Origin of the sequence: Cupriavidus sp. BIS7 (assembly GCF_000292345.1) — a bacterium.
Lineage (GTDB): Bacteria > Pseudomonadota > Gammaproteobacteria > Burkholderiales > Burkholderiaceae > Cupriavidus.
In genome coordinates, this window is sequence record NZ_ALOU01000069.1 from 62,127 (window position 1) to 80,909 (window position 18,783).

General features: G+C 62.8%; 18 protein-coding genes and 1 tRNA gene. 10 read left to right on the forward strand and 9 right to left on the reverse strand.

Annotated features, from left to right (window positions below):
- Positions 1–74: 74 nt before the first annotated feature.
- Positions 75–968 carry an aldose epimerase gene (locus tag B552_RS0121985; protein ID WP_026035925.1) on the forward strand — a complete coding sequence of 298 codons (894 nt, stop codon included), beginning with the start codon at positions 75–77 and terminating at the stop codon, positions 966–968.
- Between the two features lie 32 nt (positions 969–1,000).
- On the opposite strand, the gene B552_RS0121990 is transcribed toward B552_RS0121985, so the two are convergent.
- Positions 1,001–1,390, reverse strand: coding sequence for a DUF5594 family protein (locus tag B552_RS0121990; protein ID WP_019451217.1), 390 nt, complete (start codon positions 1,388–1,390; stop codon positions 1,001–1,003).
- 175 nt (positions 1,391–1,565) lie between these two features.
- Between B552_RS0121990 and B552_RS0121995 the strand changes: the two genes are divergently transcribed.
- Together B552_RS0121995 and trmB are read left to right on the forward strand one after the other, a co-directional pair.
- Positions 1,566–1,640: transfer RNA gene (locus tag B552_RS0121995), tRNA-Gly, on the forward strand.
- Positions 1,641–1,715: 75 nt separating this feature from the next.
- Positions 1,716–2,504, forward strand: a complete 789-nt coding sequence (gene trmB, locus B552_RS0122000; protein WP_019451218.1) for a tRNA (guanosine(46)-N7)-methyltransferase TrmB — start codon at positions 1,716–1,718, stop codon at positions 2,502–2,504.
- A gap of 99 nt (positions 2,505–2,603) precedes the next feature.
- Here the strand turns inward: trmB and B552_RS0122005 are convergent, their stop codons facing one another.
- From B552_RS0122005 to B552_RS0122015, 3 genes are all read right to left on the reverse strand, one after another.
- A complete protein-coding gene (locus B552_RS0122005; RefSeq protein ID WP_019451219.1) occupies positions 2,604–3,485 on the reverse strand; it encodes an undecaprenyl-diphosphate phosphatase in 882 nt (293 codons plus the stop codon).
- Positions 3,486–3,569: 84 nt separating this feature from the next.
- The gene (locus tag B552_RS0122010) at positions 3,570–4,136 is read right to left on the reverse strand and encodes a DUF1439 domain-containing protein (protein ID WP_019451220.1); all 567 of its coding nucleotides are present in this window, start codon (positions 4,134–4,136) and stop codon (positions 3,570–3,572) included.
- Between the two features lie 13 nt (positions 4,137–4,149).
- On the reverse strand, positions 4,150–4,449 hold the full coding sequence (locus B552_RS0122015; RefSeq protein ID WP_019451221.1) for a zinc/iron-chelating domain-containing protein: 300 nt from the start codon (positions 4,447–4,449) through the stop codon (positions 4,150–4,152).
- Positions 4,450–4,711: 262 nt separating this feature from the next.
- Here B552_RS0122015 and B552_RS0122020 point away from each other — a divergent pair, with 262 nt between their 5' ends.
- From B552_RS0122020 to B552_RS0122045, 6 genes are all read left to right on the forward strand, one after another.
- A complete protein-coding gene (locus B552_RS0122020) occupies positions 4,712–5,476 on the forward strand; it encodes a TetR/AcrR family transcriptional regulator (protein ID WP_019451222.1) in 765 nt (254 codons plus the stop codon).
- A gap of 244 nt (positions 5,477–5,720) precedes the next feature.
- Complete coding sequence (locus B552_RS0122025; protein ID WP_019451223.1) at positions 5,721–6,374, forward strand: protein-L-isoaspartate O-methyltransferase; 654 nt, start codon at positions 5,721–5,723, stop codon at positions 6,372–6,374.
- A 13-nt stretch (positions 6,375–6,387) separates the two neighbouring features.
- The gene (locus B552_RS0122030) at positions 6,388–6,711 is read left to right on the forward strand and encodes a rhodanese-like domain-containing protein (RefSeq protein ID WP_019451224.1); all 324 of its coding nucleotides are present in this window, start codon (positions 6,388–6,390) and stop codon (positions 6,709–6,711) included.
- Between the two features lie 140 nt (positions 6,712–6,851).
- A complete protein-coding gene (locus B552_RS0122035) occupies positions 6,852–8,333 on the forward strand; it encodes a TolC family outer membrane protein (protein ID WP_019451225.1) in 1,482 nt (493 codons plus the stop codon).
- Between the two features lie 437 nt (positions 8,334–8,770).
- On the forward strand, positions 8,771–9,625 hold the full coding sequence (locus tag B552_RS0122040) for a 2OG-Fe(II) oxygenase (RefSeq protein WP_019451226.1): 855 nt from the start codon (positions 8,771–8,773) through the stop codon (positions 9,623–9,625).
- Between the two features lie 14 nt (positions 9,626–9,639).
- Positions 9,640–10,992, forward strand: coding sequence for an O-antigen polymerase (locus B552_RS0122045; protein ID WP_019451227.1), 1,353 nt, complete (start codon positions 9,640–9,642; stop codon positions 10,990–10,992).
- A gap of 276 nt (positions 10,993–11,268) precedes the next feature.
- Here the strand turns inward: B552_RS0122045 and B552_RS0122050 are convergent, their stop codons facing one another.
- The 5 genes from B552_RS0122050 to B552_RS0122070 all read right to left on the reverse strand — a co-directional run bounded on the left by B552_RS0122050 (position 11,269) and on the right by B552_RS0122070 (position 17,379).
- Positions 11,269–12,531 carry an O-antigen ligase family protein gene (locus B552_RS0122050; RefSeq protein WP_035880173.1) on the reverse strand — a complete coding sequence of 421 codons (1,263 nt, stop codon included), beginning with the start codon at positions 12,529–12,531 and terminating at the stop codon, positions 11,269–11,271.
- Positions 12,532–12,655: 124 nt separating this feature from the next.
- On the reverse strand, positions 12,656–13,438 hold the full coding sequence (locus B552_RS0122055) for an META and DUF4377 domain-containing protein (RefSeq protein ID WP_035880174.1): 783 nt from the start codon (positions 13,436–13,438) through the stop codon (positions 12,656–12,658).
- A 209-nt stretch (positions 13,439–13,647) separates the two neighbouring features.
- Positions 13,648–14,922 (reverse strand): lipid IV(A) 3-deoxy-D-manno-octulosonic acid transferase, encoded by a 1,275-nt coding sequence (gene waaA, locus B552_RS0122060; RefSeq protein WP_019451230.1) that lies wholly within the window; start codon positions 14,920–14,922, stop codon positions 13,648–13,650.
- Complete coding sequence (gene waaC, locus B552_RS0122065; protein ID WP_026035927.1) at positions 14,922–16,013, reverse strand: lipopolysaccharide heptosyltransferase I; 1,092 nt, start codon at positions 16,011–16,013, stop codon at positions 14,922–14,924. Before waaC ends, waaA begins: the two co-directional genes overlap by 1 nt.
- Complete coding sequence (locus B552_RS0122070) at positions 15,994–17,379, reverse strand: phosphomannomutase/phosphoglucomutase (protein WP_019451232.1); 1,386 nt, start codon at positions 17,377–17,379, stop codon at positions 15,994–15,996. Before B552_RS0122070 ends, waaC begins: the two co-directional genes overlap by 20 nt.
- Positions 17,380–17,589: 210 nt before the next feature.
- Between B552_RS0122070 and B552_RS0122075 the strand changes: the two genes are divergently transcribed.
- Positions 17,590–18,783 carry a glycosyltransferase family 4 protein gene (locus B552_RS0122075; protein WP_019451233.1) on the forward strand — a complete coding sequence of 398 codons (1,194 nt, stop codon included), beginning with the start codon at positions 17,590–17,592 and terminating at the stop codon, positions 18,781–18,783.

Below are 18,783 nucleotides of genomic sequence, written 5' to 3' on the forward strand. Positions count from 1 at the left end.
TAATGCCGTGCCGCCACAAGGCGGTGGCATGCGCTAACCTTCCGTTTCCCGGACTTTCCGCAGACCGCGCGACGATGACATCAACGCAGCAATACCAGGGACAGGACCTCCTCCGGATTGGAGACGCAGATTGCTACCTGTTGCTCGCCCCCGAGCACGGCGGCCGGCTTGTACGGTGGGTCCATCACGGCCAGGACATCCTGTTCTGGCCGGATGATGCCGACTGGTCCCGCGTGGCCAAGGTACGCGGCGGCAATCCGCTGCTGTTTCCGTTTATCGGACGTCACTTCGTCGACGGTGAAGCGGGAAAATGGCGCAGCCGCGACGGGACGGTTCACGCACTGCCCCAGCATGGCTTTGCGCGCGACTTGCCATTTGAGGTCGTGGAAGCCTCGGAATCCGCCGTGAGCCTGCAACTGGCATCGTCCGACGCCACCCGGCCAGGCTATCCCTACAGTTTCGATTTCACCGTGACCTACCGGCTGCTCACCGACGGGCTTGAAGCCACGCTTGCCACGCGCAATACGGGCGACCAGCCGCTGCCCTATTACGCGGGCCACCACTTCTACTTCGACCTTCCCCATGCGCTGCGCGCGGAAAGCCGCTTGTCGATGCCGCCCTCGGTACGCGTTCGCCAGAATGGCGACGGCAGCCTGAACACCCCCGAAACCGGCGATGGGACGTACACCGTTGACGATCCGCGCTTGCAGGACACATTTCACGTCCTCCGCGCCGCCGGGCCCGTACGCCTTGCAATGCCGTCCCGCACGATCGAGATCGGGTTAAACGACGCCGACACGACGCCATGGTACGCAGTCACCACATGGACAGAGCGCGACGATTCCGATTTCTATTGCGTGGAACCGTGGCTGGGCCTGCCGAATGCCATCGGCCACGGGCAAGGATTGCGCTGGCTGGACGCTGGCGCCGAAGAGCGTGCGACCTGCAGGTTGCTGGTGAAGCCCTGAGCCGTTCGCAAAGCGCCGGGAGCGTGCGCAGGCTATCGAAGCAGATGCTCGAAATCGAGCCCGCCGAGCAGCACGGTGGGATCGGCCTGCGTGCGCGAACTGAAGTCGACCTGCCGCGCCTCCTGCCACGCATCGAGCTTGCCGGGCAAGGCATCGAGATACTCGGCGAACCTCAGATCGCCACCCGTTGCGAACAGCCGGTCCACCTCATAGCTGTCCCACGACAGCGTGATATCGATTGGATGGGCATAGCGGCCGCCTCCAGCACGCGCCACCGCCCAAATGCGCAGACGAGCCGGCTGGTCGGGTGACGCCGATGGCAGGACGTCGGTTTGCAGCGTCCCACGGGAAAGCGCTTGCACCCGTTCGGCGATACGGGGCAGCAGTTCGGTGTTGAAACGGTGGGCAGGTATCGGGTGCACGGGGGGGCGCTGGTTGTGTCGGAAGCGGATATTGTGCGCCGGGTTGGGCCACGAAGTCAGTGGGACAAGGCGAATGGGCAAACGTGGCGATGATCAAGGCGACGCCACCCTTGTATGCAGCGAAAGCATCACATGCTTGCACCAACTGCGGATTCCCGCATAGAATTGCCGGTTCGCGGGCGTCGTATAATGGCTATTACCTTAGCTTCCCAAGCTAAAGACGTGGGTTCGATTCCCATCGCCCGCTCCACTCTCACTACACAAGCCGCCTCTGGCACCCGGTCAACGCGATGATCGGCAGTCCGCCCGGCGGCTTTTTGTTGCCATGCTTCCCCAAGACATCATTACCGAGCCGGTGCCGGGCGACGACGCCGAAGGCACTTCCGGGCAGTCCACTGACGCTTCCAACGCCACCCAGAATCCGGGAGACGAAGTTGCGCATCCGCGCCGGATCCGTTCGTTCGTCAGGCGCGCCGGACGCACGTCCACCGGGCAGCAGCGGGCCATCGACGATCTGGGTCCGACGTTTGTCGTGCCCTACAATCCCGAGCCGCTCGATTGGACGGCCGCGTTCGGGCGCGAGGCACCGTCGATTCTTGAGATCGGCTTTGGCATGGGTGAGACGACGGCCCATATCGCCGGCCTGCGTTCGCAAGACAACTTCCTGGGATGCGAGGTGCATGAGCCTGGTGTCGGCGCCCTGCTCAAGCTGATCGGCGAGCGTGACCTGAAGAACGTGCGCATCATGCAGCACGACGCGGTGGAAGTCGTCGCACACATGCTCACCGAGAATTCGCTCGATGGCGTGCACATCTTCTTTCCCGACCCCTGGCACAAGAAGCGCCACAACAAGCGCCGCCTGGTGCAGCCGCCGCTTGTGAAGCTGCTTGCCAGCCGGCTCAAGCCGGGTGGATACATTCACTGCGCAACCGACTGGGAAGAGTATGCGCACCAGATGGTAGAGGTGCTGTCGGGCGAATCGGCGCTGGAGAATACGTCGACGGCGCAAGGTGGATTTGCCGAGCGGCCCGATTACCGGCCGGTGACCAAGTTCGAAAAGCGCGGCCTGCGCCTTGGTCATGGGGTGTGGGACGTGGTGTTCCGGAAGAAGTAATTCGGAAAGTAAGTCGGAAGCAGCAAGACAAAGAGGGGCAACAGCCCCTCTTTTGCATTCAGGCGATCAGGGCTTCAGGTCCATCGGCCCATCAGCCCATCAGGCGTGCCAGGACACGATACCTGTCCACCACGTCACCAGCACGATGATCCCGAAGGCGATCCGGTACCAAGCAAACGGCTTGAAATCGTGCGTAGCCACAAAGCGCAGCAGCCAGCGAACACACAGAAACGCCGACAGGAACGCGAATACGAAGCCCACCGCGAAGATCCCGAGGTCATCGGCGGACAGCAGCGCGCGCGCCTTGTAGAGTTCGTAGACCGTGGCGCCGAAAATCACGGGAATCGCCAGGAAGAACGAGAACTCCGTGGCCACCTGACGTGACAGGCCGAACAGCATGCCGCCGATGATCGTCGAACCGGAGCGCGACGTGCCCGGCACCAGCGCAAAACACTGGGCGAGACCAACCTTCAGCGCGTCACGCCAGTTGAGGTCGTCGACGGATTCGATGCGCGGTGCGCCGGCTTTGGCAGCCTCCAGCAACGCATTGCCTTGAGGACGCGACACCGTGCCGCGCTTCGCCTCCCGCCATTCGGCCAATAGAATCACCACGCCACCGACGATGAAGGCCGTCGCCACGGTGATCGGGTTGAACAGATGGGCCTTGATCCATTTGCCGAACACCAGGGCCAGCACGATGGCCGGTATCGTGGCCACGATCACGTTGATGGCAAAACGCTGCGCTTTGACGTCGCTGGTCAGGCCGCTGATCACGGTGCCGATGCGATGCCGGAATTCCCAGCAGACGGCCAGGATGGCGCCGAACTGGATAACGATCTCGAAGATCTTGCCCTTCTCGTCGTTGAAGTCGAGCAACTGCCCCGCAAGAATCAGGTGGCCAGTACTGGAAATAGGCAGGAACTCAGTCAGTCCTTCGACAATGCCAAGGATGACGGCTTTCAGGGCGAGTGCAATATCCATGCGGAATCAGGAAAGGGAGGCGCGAAAAGTAAGCGCAAGACCCGCCGGCACAGCGCGGGCGCATGCATTATTGTTGAACCGGATTTACGGCCGATTAATCTTGACGTTGATACCGTCCGGCAAGACCGTGATTGTACCGGGCTCCACGTTGGTGCCAGCGAGCCGAAGCTGTTCAGGCTTGAACGTGTAGAGCGGATAGCCCTGGAGCAACTGCTCCGAGAGGATTCCGCCAAGCGCATTTAGCTGGCGTGAAAACTGGCTCGGCAATCCTTGCACGTCGAATTGCCTGACCTCGGGGTCCTGCAGGACGACCGAGCGCGAGGGCTGGTCATACCGCAACGCGCTGTCCAGCGCGAATCGCCCCGTCAGCGGCTGGCGGAAGAACAGACGATTGTCGATCGTCGCGTCGAAGGCCACTGTCACGCGGTTGTGCGCGGCGTCGAGCGTGAGCTGCGGATTGGCAAGCTGGATATCGAACAGCTCCATGTACCGCTTGTTGAACGGAAACTTCTTCTCCAGCGCGGACTGCAACTGGCTTTGCGAGAAGGTGTATTCGTCACGGAACACGCTGCAACCGCCAAGCCAGCCGGCCGTGGCCAGCGCGGCAACACCCGCTGCAGCCAGCCAGCGCCGGCGCGTCATCGCAATCATCCATCAACCTCCATCAGATACGGCCGCCATCCGGACTGGATGCCGGCGCGGTCATGGCCTCCAGCCGCGTCAACCACACGAGCGCCGAGTCGCGCGAATCACCGCACATCTCGACCGAGGGGCGCAGGCCACCGCAAAAGTCCGGGCGTTCCGGGCGCCCGAAGACCGCGCAACGCATGTCGGGCAGCAATTGGGCGCATGGCTGTCCCGCTGCCTTCCCTTGCGGCATGCCCGGCAGCGGCGAGGTGATCGACGGCGCGATGCAGCAGGCGCCGCAGCCGGCGCGGCATGAGAGGTCAGACTGGCAGGACATGGTGAAGTTTGTGCGGCAACTGCCGTCAATACGGCAAGACAGGAATCCGATACGACCCCATCAGACCGGAGAAAGGCGCAATTGTGCCTCACAGTGGCACAGGCACCTGAAACAAAGGGCAACTTGAGATGCCGGCTGCACTCATAGCCCGCCAACCCGCTCTGCTTGACCGTATGTAACGGCTCCTCTACATTAATGACCCAAAGGTTATTAATTTTCCTCCTGCCGCAGCGCGACAGGAACACCGCCGCCCCGCATACCCGTGACCTCTGCACTCCCCAAGAAAGATCCTGAAGCGCGACGCTGGAGCCGGCGCAAGGCCGCCCGCCCCCAGGAACTGGTCGCCGCCGCGCTGGACCTGTTTGTCGAGCGCGGCTATGCGGCCACGCGACTCGAGGATGTTGCCGCAGCGGCCGGGGTATCCAAGGGCACGGTCTATCTGTACTTCGCAAACAAGGAAGAGCTTTTCAAGACCGTGGTCCGCGAGAACATGGTGCCGGCGCTCGCACGGGGCATCGACCTGGTCGACAGGTACGAAGGCTCCACGCCGGAGTTGCTGCGCGAACTGCTGCTTGGCTGGTGGGGCCTGATCGGCTCCACACCCGTGGCGGGCCTGACCAAGCTGATCATGGCGGAGTCACGCAATTTTCCGGACATCGCCCAGTTCTACCAGGACGAGGTGATGGGCCCCGGCGACGAAATGTTCGCGCGTGTGCTGGAGCGCGGCGTGGCGCGTGGCGAGTTCCGCGCCGCCCCGGCCAATCCCACCACCACGCTGATCTGCGCGCCGCTGGTGTTCCTGATGCTATGGCGTAGCGCATTCAGCCAGATCGACGTGCGTGCCATCGCCCCCGACGCCTTCATCGACCAGTTGCTGCACGTGCTGTTGTTCGGCCTGACCACCGGCCCGGCGCGCGATGCTCCGCTGCCTCCGCCTCAAGGGCCCTTTGCGTGGGAGCGGATCCGGGACGAAATGCTGGCAGAACAGGCGTCCGCGCAGGCGCTTCCGGAGGACACGGAACAATGAGCGTCAGCGGAGCCTTGCCCCGGCACCGCCAGGGCACGAAGTCCGCCCGGTTTCTAATGCTTTGTAAACATGCCAACCCGGTGCAAGGGAGTAAAATAGTGCGCTTTTGCGTAACCTCCCGACAGGCGGCGGCTTCGGCACCGGTCGGGACGTCACCCGGCATCAACCGCAACAACAGCGCTGAACGTCACGCAGCACGCTGACTGGCAGCGCAACCCCGCAAGTATCTGGAAGGAAAGGCAAGATGGATCTCGAAAAAGCCCGTTTCAACATGATCGAACAGCAAATCCGCCCGTGGGACGTGCTGGACCAGGAAATCCTGGACCTGCTGGCCGTGGTCAAGCGGGAGCAGTTCGTGCCGCAGGCCTATGCCGCACTGGCTTTCGTCGACATGGAGATCCCGCTGCCGTGCGGCGAGAACATGCAGGCGCCGCGTGTGGAAGCGCGCATCCTGCAGGACCTGAACGTGCGCAAGCATGAAAACGTGCTCGAGATCGGCGCCGGTTCGGGCTACATGGCCGCCCTGCTGGCCAACCGCGCCCGCCACGTGCTGACCGTGGACATCCACGGCGAGCTCGCCGCGCTGGCCCGCCAGAACCTGGCCAAGGCAGCCATCACCAACGTCGACGTGGCCGAAGGCAACGCTGCAGACGGCTGGGCCGTGGCAGCACCGTACGACGTGATCTGCATCTCGGCGTCGGTGCCAGAGATTCCGCAGTCGATCCTGTCCCAGGTGAAGGTTGGCGGCCGCATCGCCGCAATCGTTGGCGAGGCCCCGGTCATGGAAGCCCGCATTATCACGCGCGTCTCCGAAACCGAGTACCAGGTGGTCAACCTGTTCGAAACCGTGGCCAAGCCGCTGGAAGGCGCCGCTCAGCCGTCGCGCTTCAAGTTCTGAGGGGAAGCTCGACATGCAGGTCATTTCCGCTCCCGAACTCGCACAATGGCTGGCTGATGCCAGCCGTGCCAAGCCAGTGCTGCTGGACGTGCGCGAGGACATCGAGATCCGCACCGCCGCGATGCCCGGTATCACGCATATCCCGATGGGCCAGATTCCGGCCCGTCTGAACGAACTCGACGAAGACGCCGATATCGTCTGCATCTGCCACCACGGTGCGCGCAGCATGCAGGTGGCGAACTTCCTTGAGCGTCAGGGCTATGCCAAGGTCTTCAACCTCACCGGCGGTATTCACGCCTGGTCGACGCAAGTCGATCCGTCCGTCCCGCAGTACTGACCACGGACAGGTCCCGGGCGGCGAACCGCGCTGCCCGGGGTCACCCCGCCGAGCAGCACCTCCGCAGTTTCTTGCCGTACCACCCGTCGATGTAACCGAACGATGGCCGCGCCGAAAGAGCTGGCCGCGCTGGAGATGTCATGAGTTTTGCGCTTTCCGCCGTGCCCGGTGCGGCCAGGAATTCCCTGGCGCTCGCGGCTGCTCTTGCCGCCCTGCTGCACTTTCCTGCCGCCGGGGCGGCCGATCTGCTGCAGGTGTACCGCGACGCGCAAGCCAATGACGCCCAGTTCGCCAGTGCGCGCGCGCAACTGCTGGCCACGCGCGAGAAACTGCCGCAGGCCCGGTCGGGCTTGCTGCCGCAGGTCCTGGGCACGGCCGGGGCACAACGCACGATGGCCGACTACACTTCGCCGGTCGACGTCACCCGCTACTTCAATGCCAACACCTGGGCGCTGCAGCTGACGCAGCCACTGTTCCGCTGGGATCGCTGGGAAACCTACAAGCAGGGCGAACTGGCCGTCATGGCCGGCGAGGTCACGTTCCAGCAGGCCCAGCTTGACCTGATCACGCGCGCGTCGCAGGCGTATTTCGATGTACTGGCCGCGCAGGACAACCTCTACCTGGCCGGCGCACAGAAAAAGGCCATCGCACAGCAACTCGAGCAGGCCAAGCGCAACTTCGAGGTCGGTACCGCGACGATCACCGACACCAATGACGCACAGGCGCGCTACGACCTGGCCGTATCCACGGAAATCTCCTATCAGAGCGCGCTCGAAGTTGCCCGTGCCACGTTGCAGCAGATCACCGGCAAGCCTGCTGAAGAACTGCTGGGCCTGCGCCCAGAAGCGGCAATCCCGGGCCCAGCGCCGGCCGACGTGAACGCATGGGCATCGCAGGCCGAGCAAAGCAACCCACAGGTGGGCATCGCGGGCTACAACCTCGAGGCCGCTCAGCGTGAGACAAACAAGGCCAAAGCCGGCCATCTCCCTTCCGTGGATCTTGTCGCGTCTTACGGCTACACCAACGCTCAAGGCACGGCCACGCAGCTCAGCAATATCGGCAGCCGCTATAACTCCGGCGTCGTGGGCGTGCAGCTGAGCATTCCGATCTACTCGGGCGGCTTTATCCAGTCACGCGTGCGCGAAACGCTGGCACTTGCCGACAAGGCCGCCAGCGATCTTGAGTTTGCCCGCCGCACCGCCGCGCAAAGCGCGCGGCAAACCTATTCCGGCGTGTACAACGGCCTGGCCCAGGTCAAAGCACTTGAGGCCGCCGAACGCTCGGCGCAAAGCGCAGTGGAATCGAACCAGCTTGGTTACGACGTCGGTGTGCGTATCAACATCGACGTGCTGAACGCGGAAGCGCAGCTATACCAGACCCGGCGGGATCTGGCCAAGGCCCGCTATGACACGATCATGAACGGCATGCGCCTGAAGGCTTCCACAGGCGTGCTGTCGGAGGAAGACGTGGTGCAGATCAATACGCTGCTGACGTCGGCGCCGGGGGCGATGTACAAGTTGCCGGGGAAGACGAGCGTGGGCGCAACGTCCGCACCGAAGCCGGCACGCGGCGAGCGCGGCCGGCGCGAGAGCGTGGCTCCGGGGGTTACGCCGCGAACCTGACCGCGTTCAATTTCCGGCGCCGCTGACGCGCGCCGTAGGTGTCGCGACTGGGACCACAAGCATTACCAGCAAAAGCATCACTTATATCTCTAACTCGTACCAAACGGGGGGTCTTATGTGCGTGCTTTGACCTAAAAGAGGCCGCTGAAGCGACAACCAACGGGGAGATCGTGACATTACTTGGCTCCATCGACCCGATGCCCGACCCAGTCGAATTTGCGGATTCATATTTGTCCCGCCATCCGCGCGAACTGCTAACGGTCACGCAAACGCAGAAGTCGAACCGAAAAGTGGCGATTAGACGCAAAGCCCAGCCCTCTACAAAGAGCCAGCAGCATCACTAAATGCCATTCCTTGGGATCAGTGCGGACCTTATCGACACTGAGGCTGTACCATAGCGGGCCACAGCAAAAACTATACATCTCGGAGTAGCAACAATGATCGAGCCGGTGCTTGCCCTTGGTCGCGAAAGCGATCCCCTCTTCCTTGAACCACAGGTTGCTCGTGCGACAGGTGAACTGATGCTGGACCAGTACACGAATGCCGAGCCGTTCCCGCATATTGTGTTGGACGACTTCCTGCCACAGTCCGTATTGGATCGAGTTCTGGAGGAGTTCCCAAAAGGGGACCTCACAGGCGCCAAAGTTTATAATCAAGGCTATGTCGGCGGGAAGGGCAAGGCCCAGTACAATCCTACTTTCCTGACATCGACCTATATCAGATCCTTGTTCCACTTCCTGAACTCCGAACCGTTCATTGATTTTCTGGAGGGAATGACGGGAATCAAGGGGCTTATCGCCGATCCATTTTTTGACGGTGGCGGTCTGCATGAAATTTCGCAGGCTGGCAAACTGGGCATCCATGCCGATTTCCGCATCCAGCGACGATTGAGTCTAGAGCGCCGCATGAATGTGCTGATTTACCTGAACAAAGATTGGCAGGACGAATGGGGTGGCCGCCTGGAACTGTGGGATCGGGGGATGAAAGGCTGCGTCAAGAAGGTGTCGCCGATCTTCAATCGTTGTGTAGTCTTCAATACGGATGCCACGAGCTTCCACGGCCACCCAGATGACTTGGCCTGCCCTCCAGGAGTGACGCGAAAGTCCATCGCTCTCTATTACTACACTGCCTCCAAGGCAATCTATGACGAAGTCCCGGACAACACTACGGACTATCGTCTTCGCCCGGGCGAAAGCATGGAAAACCGCAAAGGCAAGGCACGGGTTGCGGCAAGCCAACTTATCAACGATTTGATGCCTCCGATTGTCATGCGCGCACTACGTCGTCGCTAACTCAGCGCAATGAAATGGGTACTCTTCTAGCTATCCTGTGCATCTTGGCCGCAGTGCTACTGCTGGCGGCGTTTACCGTCCTCAAGAACCGGAAGATATTCATTCTTTCCCCCGTAGTCATTTTCTCCTGCGCTTGGGCTGCTAGCAGCCTGATCTATCTTGCAGGTGAGGATTTCCTTCGGGAGGACACACTCTATGTGCTCCTGATCTTCTGGTTGTCGTTCGTAGTCCCCGGCGTGTGGCTCACATCCGCCATGGGAGGGCACGCAGCGATTGCCCGTTCGGAACTGTTGATAGACCAAAGACGGGGACGCCGTATTGGCGCTGTTCTACTGGCCATGCAGGTACTGGCGGCCGTTTCCGCACTATCGTATTTGATCAGTGCGGCGGCCTTTGCGGGGATGCCATTGGACGCCCACCCAAACATGTCGGCTCTGCGCGGCGTGCTGGCCACCCAGAAGTACGATGTGCCACTGCCGTTCAGGCTGCTCAGCCAACTGCGGTACGTGAACTACATCGCCCCAGTCGCAATGCTGGCTTTGCTCAGGGCGGGCCATGTTTCGCGTGCCAAGGTAGCAACTTCGATAGTTTTGGCTTCTCTGTACCCGATTTGTTTCCTTGAGCGCTCCGGCTTGATGCGCATCCTAATACTGACGCTGTACGCCTACTTGTTCATGTTCGAAATCAAAGTGGCCAAGTTGCTGCGACTTGGATCATGGCTTGTCACACTGGTGGCAATTTTTGTCGTGCTGATGCCAATCATCAGAGGTCAAGGCGAAGAGGGGGGGGGCAATCTCTACAATTACGTGGCCGGCGCATGGTCAGGCATCGACAATTTCGTTTCGGGTTCCGGCTCGAATCCAGTAGTCGTCCTAGAAGACCAAGACGTCTTCGTGCAGCCTGGTGGCTACGACGTCTATATGTCAGATTCGCCTCCGATGGTAAATCTAATGACCGAGGCATACAGAATATGCAATGCTGTTGGCCTGTGCCATGTGAAGCTAGGAAATTTCGGGGAGTACGTCTACGAGCCCGTGTACACAAACATCTACACCGCTGCGCGCTCCTTCTATCAGGATCTGGGCTTACTCGGCATGATTCCGGCCGTTATCGCAGTGTCGTTTCTGTTTGCGATCATCTACCTGTGGGCCGTCAGAAATGGTGCCGTGATAGCAGTCTATGCTGCGGGCTATGTTGCGTACACGTGCGTTATGTCTGTGCTTTCCGACACCTTCCTCTTGCGAGATCTGGCCTTCCCGTTGGTCTTCATATGCGCACTGACGCGACTCTTAGGAGCACGGGAACTTTGGTTTGGTGGGAAAGCAATCCATCAGGCTCAACATTCGGACGCTGTGCGCGCTGCTTGAATCGACGACGGTGGCAGGTTTTGCGTCTCTCATGCCTACCACTATTAGTAGGCTGCAGGGCTAACATAGATCAGCTCAAGGCAATCGCCGTCCTAAGCGTGCAATTCATGAGTAGCGATGAGCGTGTCCGCCCACGCTATAGCCCCCAAAAGCCGTCTGGTTGTCCGGAAACACGAGGGGGGCGCCGCGCCCTCTCCGATGCCGCCACGCGGTGAGCGCGGCCGGCGCGAGAGCCTGGCTCCTGGCGCTACGCCGCGAAGCTGACCGCGCGCATGTTCAAGCCCCGTCGGCGCTGGCCGCATAGGCCTCGCGCCCTGCCATCCCCAGCAGCAAACCGATAAGCCCCGCATAGAAGACGACGTTGGCCTGATGAGCCGTGGTCACCTGGGTAAATCCGCTGATCATGCTGGCCATCACCACGCCCAGTCCAGCACCGGCCAGATGGATGCCCTGTGCGTTCCCCCTGGTCCGCGATATGCGAAGCGTGCGTACAAACAGCGCGGCAGGCACAAGGAACAGCCCGAGCATGGTGAGCAATCCGGGCAGGCCCGTGGTAGCAGCAGCTTCGACGATATCGTTGTGCGCATGCTCAAGCACGCAGACGATGGAATGACTGCGCGCCACGGGGTCACTGATCTGTTCACAGTACGGCGTTGCCTGCAGGATTCGGGCGAACTGTCCGACCCCAATTCCCGTCCACGGATGCGAGGCGAAATACTGCATACCGGCGCCCCACATCATCAATCTCGCGCCTATCGAAGATTCTGGGTTGCCTTGATCGAACTGGCGGATTTCCGAAACAACCTCGTCGACCCGCTTGCCAAGTGGGCTGCCAGGCACGATGCACGCTGCCGCGCCCAGTACCGCAATGCTTGCTGCTGCCACTACGAACATGCGCATGCTGAAGCGCCGGTAGCGAGCCAGAAGCATGGGCACCAGTGTCACGAGCATTGCCAACAGCGATCCACGCGTGCCATTCAGCATCAGGATCAGCACCGCGCAAACGATGTTGAACCAGGCGATAGCATTTGCCGCGCGGCTGTGACCGGGGCGCGCAAAGCCAACCAGCGCCAGCGCTGCCACCATGTTGGCAAAAGCAATCGCCTGCACAAATGCAGAAGGCCGCTCGGTTGCAAGCGCGAACCTCTGCCAGATCACAATCAGCAGTGCCAGGCACAAGCCGACGGTGATTCCCTGCCACAACCTCGCCGGGTTGGGCGCCGTGCGGGCGATGACCCAGCATGTCAGGATCGCCAGCAGCGTTCGCGAAGGATTGTCGAGCACGTTCCACGGCGTGTGGAAGTAGAGCTTCGATCCAACGTAGACGGCCATGAACGCCAGCACCGCGATGGCCAGCGGCTTGAGGACATCGGCATGCTCGCGCCACGCCTGCCCCATACCCCGCCAGCCAACCAACGCCAGCACACCGACTCCCGCCAGAAATACGCCCGCTCCTCGGGGCACGCAGAGGATCAACACAGGAAAGGCGAAAACGAGGACGGTTGCCATCCTCGAGAGGAGCTTGTTGCTGTCGGTCATATTGGGACTTCGTGAAGCGGCGGTAGCGCCACTGTGTTGTGGCACGTCTGAAATCTGGCCGGATTCTATCCGATCGGGCACCCACCCATCCCCGGTGCCCACCTCTCGGCGCGGTCGCCGCTGGTCACTTCGCCCGTATGCGTTCTTCCACGTCGATCAATTGCCACCGGATCGACGACGCATCGGCCGGCGGGTTCGGCACCTGGTATTCGCGCACGCGCAGCTTGTAGCTGACGCCGGGCTCGAAATCGAGCCCTTCGATCGGACCATACCAGAGCTGCCACGGCGCATCCGCCGATTCGCGCCAGCGGTAGCACTGCATGCGGCCTACGCCCGAGCATTCCACGCGCTGGGAATCGATGTAGACGATCTTCTCCCTGCCCGACGCCGCATCGATCTTCGCGCCGCGCTGGCCCACGCCCTCGCGTTCAACGAACTGCAGCAGGTCGCCGTCGGTAGTCTTCCAGATGATCTGCCGTCCGGTCGACCCCGCCGATGGCTGCGTGCCAACCGTGGTGAACGACGCCGCCATCGCCTTGAGCAGCGCGGATTCCAGTTCCATGCGCGGCCCAGGACAGGCCATGCGCGTGCCGGCGATGTGGTCGAAGCGAATGCCGGTGGCGGTCTTGCCATAGCCGCCCGTGAAGCGGTTGCAGCCGCTGGTGCCGCTCACCGTGCCTTGCTGCGAATCGATGCCGTCACTGAAGTCGAAGACGATCGGCTGGCCGTTGTCGCCGTGGGGAATATCGCGCAGCGAGCCATCGGCCTGTTGCCAACGCACCAGTTCCCATCGGCTGGGGCCGCTAGAGCGGGTTTCGTTGAGGCTGGTGGTGGCTGAAGGGGTATTGGGCAACGGCCCCATAGTACAAGCTGAAATCGCGGCGGTGACAGCAAGGGCTAGTGTCATGACCAAGGATCGGAGAACATGTTGCATCGATTTGCTCCTTTGCTTGAAGCACCTGCGCGGCTCAAGCGCCTGCCCTCTCCCCCAACCCCTCTCCCGCCGTGCGGGAGAGGGGAGCGAACCAGCGCTCTTTGAAGCACCGTCAGGAGAGGGCAAGCGGATCAAAAGCCTCAGGCAAGAATTAGTCTACTGAAACGCATCGCGCCCGTATGTCAGCGCAACACTGGCGCCAGCGCGCCCAGTGTGCGCGCCGTGGCACCCCTGTGCAGCCCCGCGAACGTCAATGCGTGGCCGCGCATGTCCGCCAGCCGCACCGGATCGTCGAGCACTGCGGCGGCAGCGGCCATCAACTCATCCGCATTGGCCACACGCTCGCAGGCGCCAGCAGCAATCGCATCCTCGGTCGCCTGCGCGAAATTGAACGTATGCGGCCCCATCAGCACTGGCGTGCCGACGGCGCATGCCTCGATCAGGTTCTGCCCGCCCAACGGGATCAGGCTGCCGCCGATATAGGCGATGTCCGAGGCCGCGTAATACATCGCCATCTCGCCCATCGAATCTCCGAGCACGACGTCGGCAGTGATCGCGGAGTCGATCTGCTCGATATCGAGTGCACTGCGCCGCTGGACGCTGAATCCAGCACGCGTGGCCATCGTGGCCACCTCGTCGAAGCGCTGTGGATGACGCGGCACCAGCAGCAAAGCGGGACGATCGGCTCCGGGCCAGCGCGAAAAGGCCTCCAGGATCAGCGGCTCCTCGCCTTCGCGCGTGCTTGCCGCGGCCAGCACATGCCGATTGCCAAACGCGCGCCGCAGAAGCTGTCCACGTGCAACGCCAGTCTCCGGCGGCTGCATGTCGAACTTCAGGTTGCCCGTGATCTGCACCGACTTCACGCCGAGCGCCCGATAGCGTTCGGCATCGCCGGCGGTCTGGGCCAGCACCATCGTGAAATCGTTGTACAGCGAAGCGGCTGCGCTGCCGAAGCGCGCCGTGCGCCGGTAGCTGCGCGGCGACAGGCGCGCGTTGACCAGGAACAGTGGCACGCCAACGCGCCGCGTCACGTGCACCAGATTCGGCCAAACTTCGGTTTCCATGATCAGCCCGGCATCAGGGCGGAAGTGCGCAAGGAAGCGCCGCACTAGCCAGGGCATGTCATAAGGGAGATAGCATTGCTGGACGCGCGGGTTGCTACCGTAAAGCTGTGCGCCAGTCTGACGTCCGGTCGGCGTCATGTGCGTAAGCAGCAGCCGATGTTCCGGATAGGCCGCGAGCAATGCATCGATCAATGGTTGCGCCGCGCGCGTCTCGCCGACCGATACCGCATGGACCCACAGCCACGGGCCGGTCGCCGGCAAATCGCCATACCGGCCGAGCCGTTCGCCCACATGCTGGATATAGCCGGGCTCCTTGCGCGACCGCCAGACCAGGCGCAGCAGCGCCAGTGGCAGGATCACCAGCCACAACAGGGTATAGACAAAACGAAGCATCAGGCGGCCACTCCGCGCACGCGCATGGACGCGGCATGGACTTCGTCGACGGTCGGCACGATGCCGTCATCGCCGACATTGGCGATACGGTCTGACCAGTAGCCTTCCGTCTTCCAGCGCCATGTGGCGGTATAAATCTCGACGGTGGGACGGCACAGGGCAGCAGCAATATGCACCAGCCCCGTATCGACGCCGATCACCACTTCCGCGCGATTGATTAGCCCAAAGCCCTGCATGACCGAAAATCGCGGCAGCACGCGCGCGCCAGGAATGCCTGCGGCAAGCGATTCGGCGTCGCGGCGCTCAGACTCGCTACCCCACGGCAGCAGCACGGTCAAACCCTCAGCATGCAGCTTGCGCCCGAGCGCATGCCAGTTCGCCACCGACCAGCGCTTCTTCGCACCGGCCGTGGCATGGAAGCAAACCGCAAAGCGCGCGGGCAGATCGGCCCACAGCGGATCGTCGATATTCAGAGAATTCGCGGCAGGGCCGAAAAAACGCGGCGGCTCGGGCGGTGCGATGCCTGTCAGCGCAGCGCCAAGCAGACGTGAACGGCGTACCGAATGGGTCTGGCGCGGCACCTTGATCGGCGCAGTGTAGAACAATCGTGCGGCAGGCTCGTAGCCGGAGCCCTGCGTGGCATTACCCAGCCCGATCACCGGTGCCCCGGCAGCGCGGGCCGCGGTGCGCGCCACGATGGCTGTCTTGAGCAAACCCTGGGTTTCCAGCACGGCGTCATATGGTCTGGCCCGAATGGCATCGCGCACGGCGCCAATCTCGTCCCAGGTCTCGCCCTTCCAGAAACGCTTGCGCCAGCGGCGCAGCGCGAACGGAATCACGCGGCCCACTTCAGGCAGCAGTCGCACCAGGTCGACGTAACCCTCTTCCACCACCCAGTCGATCTCGGCCTCAGGCCAGCGCGCGCGCAGATCATGCACGAGCGGCATGTTGTGGACCACATCGCCCAGCGACGATACCTTGACGATCAGGATGCGCGGCCGTGCGGGCAGCGCAAACGGCGACACCGCCGCCAATGGCGACGGTGTCTCTACGGTCGATGCCTGCACAGCTTCAGAACGGGAGCTTTGCATCCGGCTTCTCGGCCAGGATCACGCGCTTGAACTCTGCCTGGATGCGGGCCAGCGCGGCATCGTTATCGGCCTCGAAACGCATCACCACGACGGGGGTCGTGTTGGACGGACGCGCCAGGCCAAAGCCATCGGGATACTCCACACGCACGCCGTCGATCGTGATGACTTCCTTCGCGCCGTCGAACTTCGCATTGGCGCGGATCTTGTCGAGCAGCGTGAACGCTTCGCCCTCGGCGCACTTGAGTTGCAGCTCGGGCGTGCAGTTGGAATTCGGCAATGCGTTCAGCACGGCGCTGGCGTCGGCATGGCGCGACAGGATTTCCAGCAGCCGGGCGCCCGTGTACAGGCCATCGTCGAAGCCGTACCAGCGGTCCTTGAAGAACACGTGGCCGCTCATCTCGCCGGCGATCGGCGCGCCAGTTTCCTTGAGCTTGGCCTTGACCAGCGAGTGCCCCGTCTTCCACATCAGCGGTTGGCCGCCGTGCTGACGAATCCACGGCGCCAGCTTGCCCGTGCACTTCACGTCGTAGATCACCTGCGCACCGGGGTTGCGCGACAGGATCTCCTCGGCGAACAGCATCAGTTGCCGGTCCGGAAAGATCACCTGCCCGTCCTTGGTAACCACGCCCAGGCGGTCGCCGTCGCCATCGAAGGCCAGGCCAAGCTCGCAGTCGGTGTCGCGCAGACACTGCATCAGGTCCTGCAGGTTTTCCACGTGAGCCGGATCGGGATGGTGGTTCGGGAAATGACCGTCTACGTCGCAGAACAGCTCGGTCACCTCGCAGCCGAGCCCGCGGAACAGGTCGCCAACGAACGCACCGGCCACGCCGTTGCCGGCATCGAGCGCGATCTTCATCGGACGTGCCAGCTTCACATCTCCAACGATGCGATCGAGGTACTGCTGGCGCAAGTCAACAAGCTGGTAACCGCCGGCGCCCTTGGTGAAATTGCCGGCATCGATGCGCTGGCGCAGGGCCTGGATCTGCTCGCCGTAGATCGCCTTGCCCCCGAGCACCATCTTGAAACCGTTGTAGTCGGGCGGATTGTGGCTGCCCGTGACCATGATGCCGGACGTCGCGCGGCGGCCATCGAGTTCGATATTGGTGCCGAAGTACACCATTGGCGTGGCGACCATGCCGATGTCGATCACGTCCAGACCGGCCGAGCGGAGGCCTTCCACAAGCCCGCCGAGCAGGTCTGGGCCCGACAGGCGGCCATCACGGCCGACCACGACGGTCTTTTCGCCTTGTTCGGCGGCTGCCGACCCAAAGGACAGGCCGATGAAACGGGCCACTTCCGGGGTCAGCGTCTTGCCCACGATGCCACGGATGTCGTAGGCCTTGAAGATCGAAGGATCAATTTGCATATGGCTTCCCAAGTACAGAGTTCACGGTGCGATACCGCCCGGATACATCCGGCGGGCGGGGCGCGGGCAGGGCGCCAAAAACTCGTATTGTGCCGGATTGCGAAGTCTGCGCCAGTTTATAATCCCTCGACCACCCACACTCGGGCGATCCGTGCGCCACGTCACGGACCTGGCAAGACCCGTTTCGGCCCTGTGCGAGGGCGTTTGCCAGTGCTTCATTACCTACTTTTTTCCGCGTTCGTGCAGAACCTGCCCTCCTCCCGGCCCCGCGTCGCGTACGTCATCACCAATACCGAAATCGGCGGTGCGCAATCGCATGTTGCGGACCTGCTGCGCGCGTTGCGCGGCCGGATCGATGCAACCCTGCTGGCGGGCGGCGATGGCCCCCTGTTTGCGGCGGCTCAGGCCGCTGGCGCGGAAACCGTACGACTTTCACTGCTCGACAACGCCATGTCGGTGTTCAAGGCGATTGCCACGCTGCGCCAGTTGAAGGCCGCGCTGCGCCGCGTTGCGCCGGACCTGATCCACGTCCATAGCGCCAAGGCCGGCGCGCTGGGTCGTGTCGCCGCGTGGATGCTTGGCGTCCCCGTGGTCTACACGGTGCATGGCTTCGCCTTCAAGCCGGCGGCGGCGCCGGTCCGGCGCGTGGCATCCCGTATTGCCGAATGGTGCCTGGCACCGCTGACCACGCGCCTGATCTGCGTAGCCGATTCGGAGCGCGCGCTGGCTGCGGCCCTGCCGGTACCGGCCTCGCGCGTCAGCGTGATCCACAACGGCATTCCCGATACCGGGCTGCGTGCCGATCCGGGCAGCCCGCTGCGCCGTATCGTCATGGTGGCGCGCTTTGCCGCCCCGAAGCGGCCTGACATCGTCATTCGCGCGTTTGCCCGCGCAAACCTCGCCGACTGCGAACTGGTCATCGCCGGCGACGGCCCGACTCGTGCCGCCATGCGCGCAGTGGCTGACGAACTGGCGCCGGGCCGCGTCAGCCTGCCCGGAAACATCGATGACATCGCCGGCCTGCTGGCCTCCGCGCAAATCTTCATCCTCGCGTCTGACCATGAGGGGCTGCCGGTTTCGATACTCGAAGCGATGCGGGCCGGCCTGCCGGTCGTGGCATCGGATCTGCCCGGCGTTCGTGAGGAATTCGGTGAGGAATTCGGTGAGGAATTCGGCGCGGCATCGGCAGGCCTGCTGGTACCCGGCAACGATGAGGGTGCGATGGCCGATGCACTGACCGCATTGGCGGCAAACCCGTCCCGGCGTGCCGCCATGGGCCAGTCGGCGCGTGCGCGCTGGAACGAGGCCTTCGGGGTCGAATCCATGGCAGAAGCCACCTGGCAGGAGTACCAGCGCGCGCTGGGGCCAAGGCAGACGGCCGTATTGCCGGCGGAGGGCGCCTGA

Excerpts from the sequence above, each read along its gene's own strand:
- B552_RS0121985 (WP_026035925.1), top strand. The coding sequence starts at position 75 with ATGACATCAACGCAGCAATACCAGGGACAGGACCTCCTCCGGATTGGA.
- trmB (WP_019451218.1), top strand. The coding sequence starts at position 1,716 with ATGCTTCCCCAAGACATCATTACCGAGCCGGTGCCGGGCGACGACGCC.
- B552_RS0122005 (WP_019451219.1), bottom strand. The coding sequence starts at position 3,485 with ATGGATATTGCACTCGCCCTGAAAGCCGTCATCCTTGGCATTGTCGAA.
- B552_RS0122010 (WP_019451220.1), bottom strand. The coding sequence starts at position 4,136 with ATGATTGCGATGACGCGCCGGCGCTGGCTGGCTGCAGCGGGTGTTGCC.
- B552_RS0122015 (WP_019451221.1), bottom strand. The coding sequence starts at position 4,449 with ATGTCCTGCCAGTCTGACCTCTCATGCCGCGCCGGCTGCGGCGCCTGC.
- B552_RS0122025 (WP_019451223.1), top strand. The coding sequence starts at position 5,721 with ATGGATCTCGAAAAAGCCCGTTTCAACATGATCGAACAGCAAATCCGC.
- B552_RS0122030 (WP_019451224.1), top strand. The coding sequence starts at position 6,388 with ATGCAGGTCATTTCCGCTCCCGAACTCGCACAATGGCTGGCTGATGCC.
- B552_RS0122035 (WP_019451225.1), top strand. The coding sequence starts at position 6,852 with ATGAGTTTTGCGCTTTCCGCCGTGCCCGGTGCGGCCAGGAATTCCCTG.
- B552_RS0122040 (WP_019451226.1), top strand. The coding sequence starts at position 8,771 with ATGATCGAGCCGGTGCTTGCCCTTGGTCGCGAAAGCGATCCCCTCTTC.
- B552_RS0122045 (WP_019451227.1), top strand. The coding sequence starts at position 9,640 with ATGGGTACTCTTCTAGCTATCCTGTGCATCTTGGCCGCAGTGCTACTG.
- B552_RS0122050 (WP_035880173.1), bottom strand. The coding sequence starts at position 12,531 with ATGACCGACAGCAACAAGCTCCTCTCGAGGATGGCAACCGTCCTCGTT.
- B552_RS0122055 (WP_035880174.1), bottom strand. The coding sequence starts at position 13,438 with ATGACACTAGCCCTTGCTGTCACCGCCGCGATTTCAGCTTGTACTATG.
- waaA (WP_019451230.1), bottom strand. The coding sequence starts at position 14,922 with ATGCTTCGTTTTGTCTATACCCTGTTGTGGCTGGTGATCCTGCCACTG.
- waaC (WP_026035927.1), bottom strand. The coding sequence starts at position 16,013 with ATGCAAAGCTCCCGTTCTGAAGCTGTGCAGGCATCGACCGTAGAGACA.
- B552_RS0122070 (WP_019451232.1), bottom strand. The coding sequence starts at position 17,379 with ATGCAAATTGATCCTTCGATCTTCAAGGCCTACGACATCCGTGGCATC.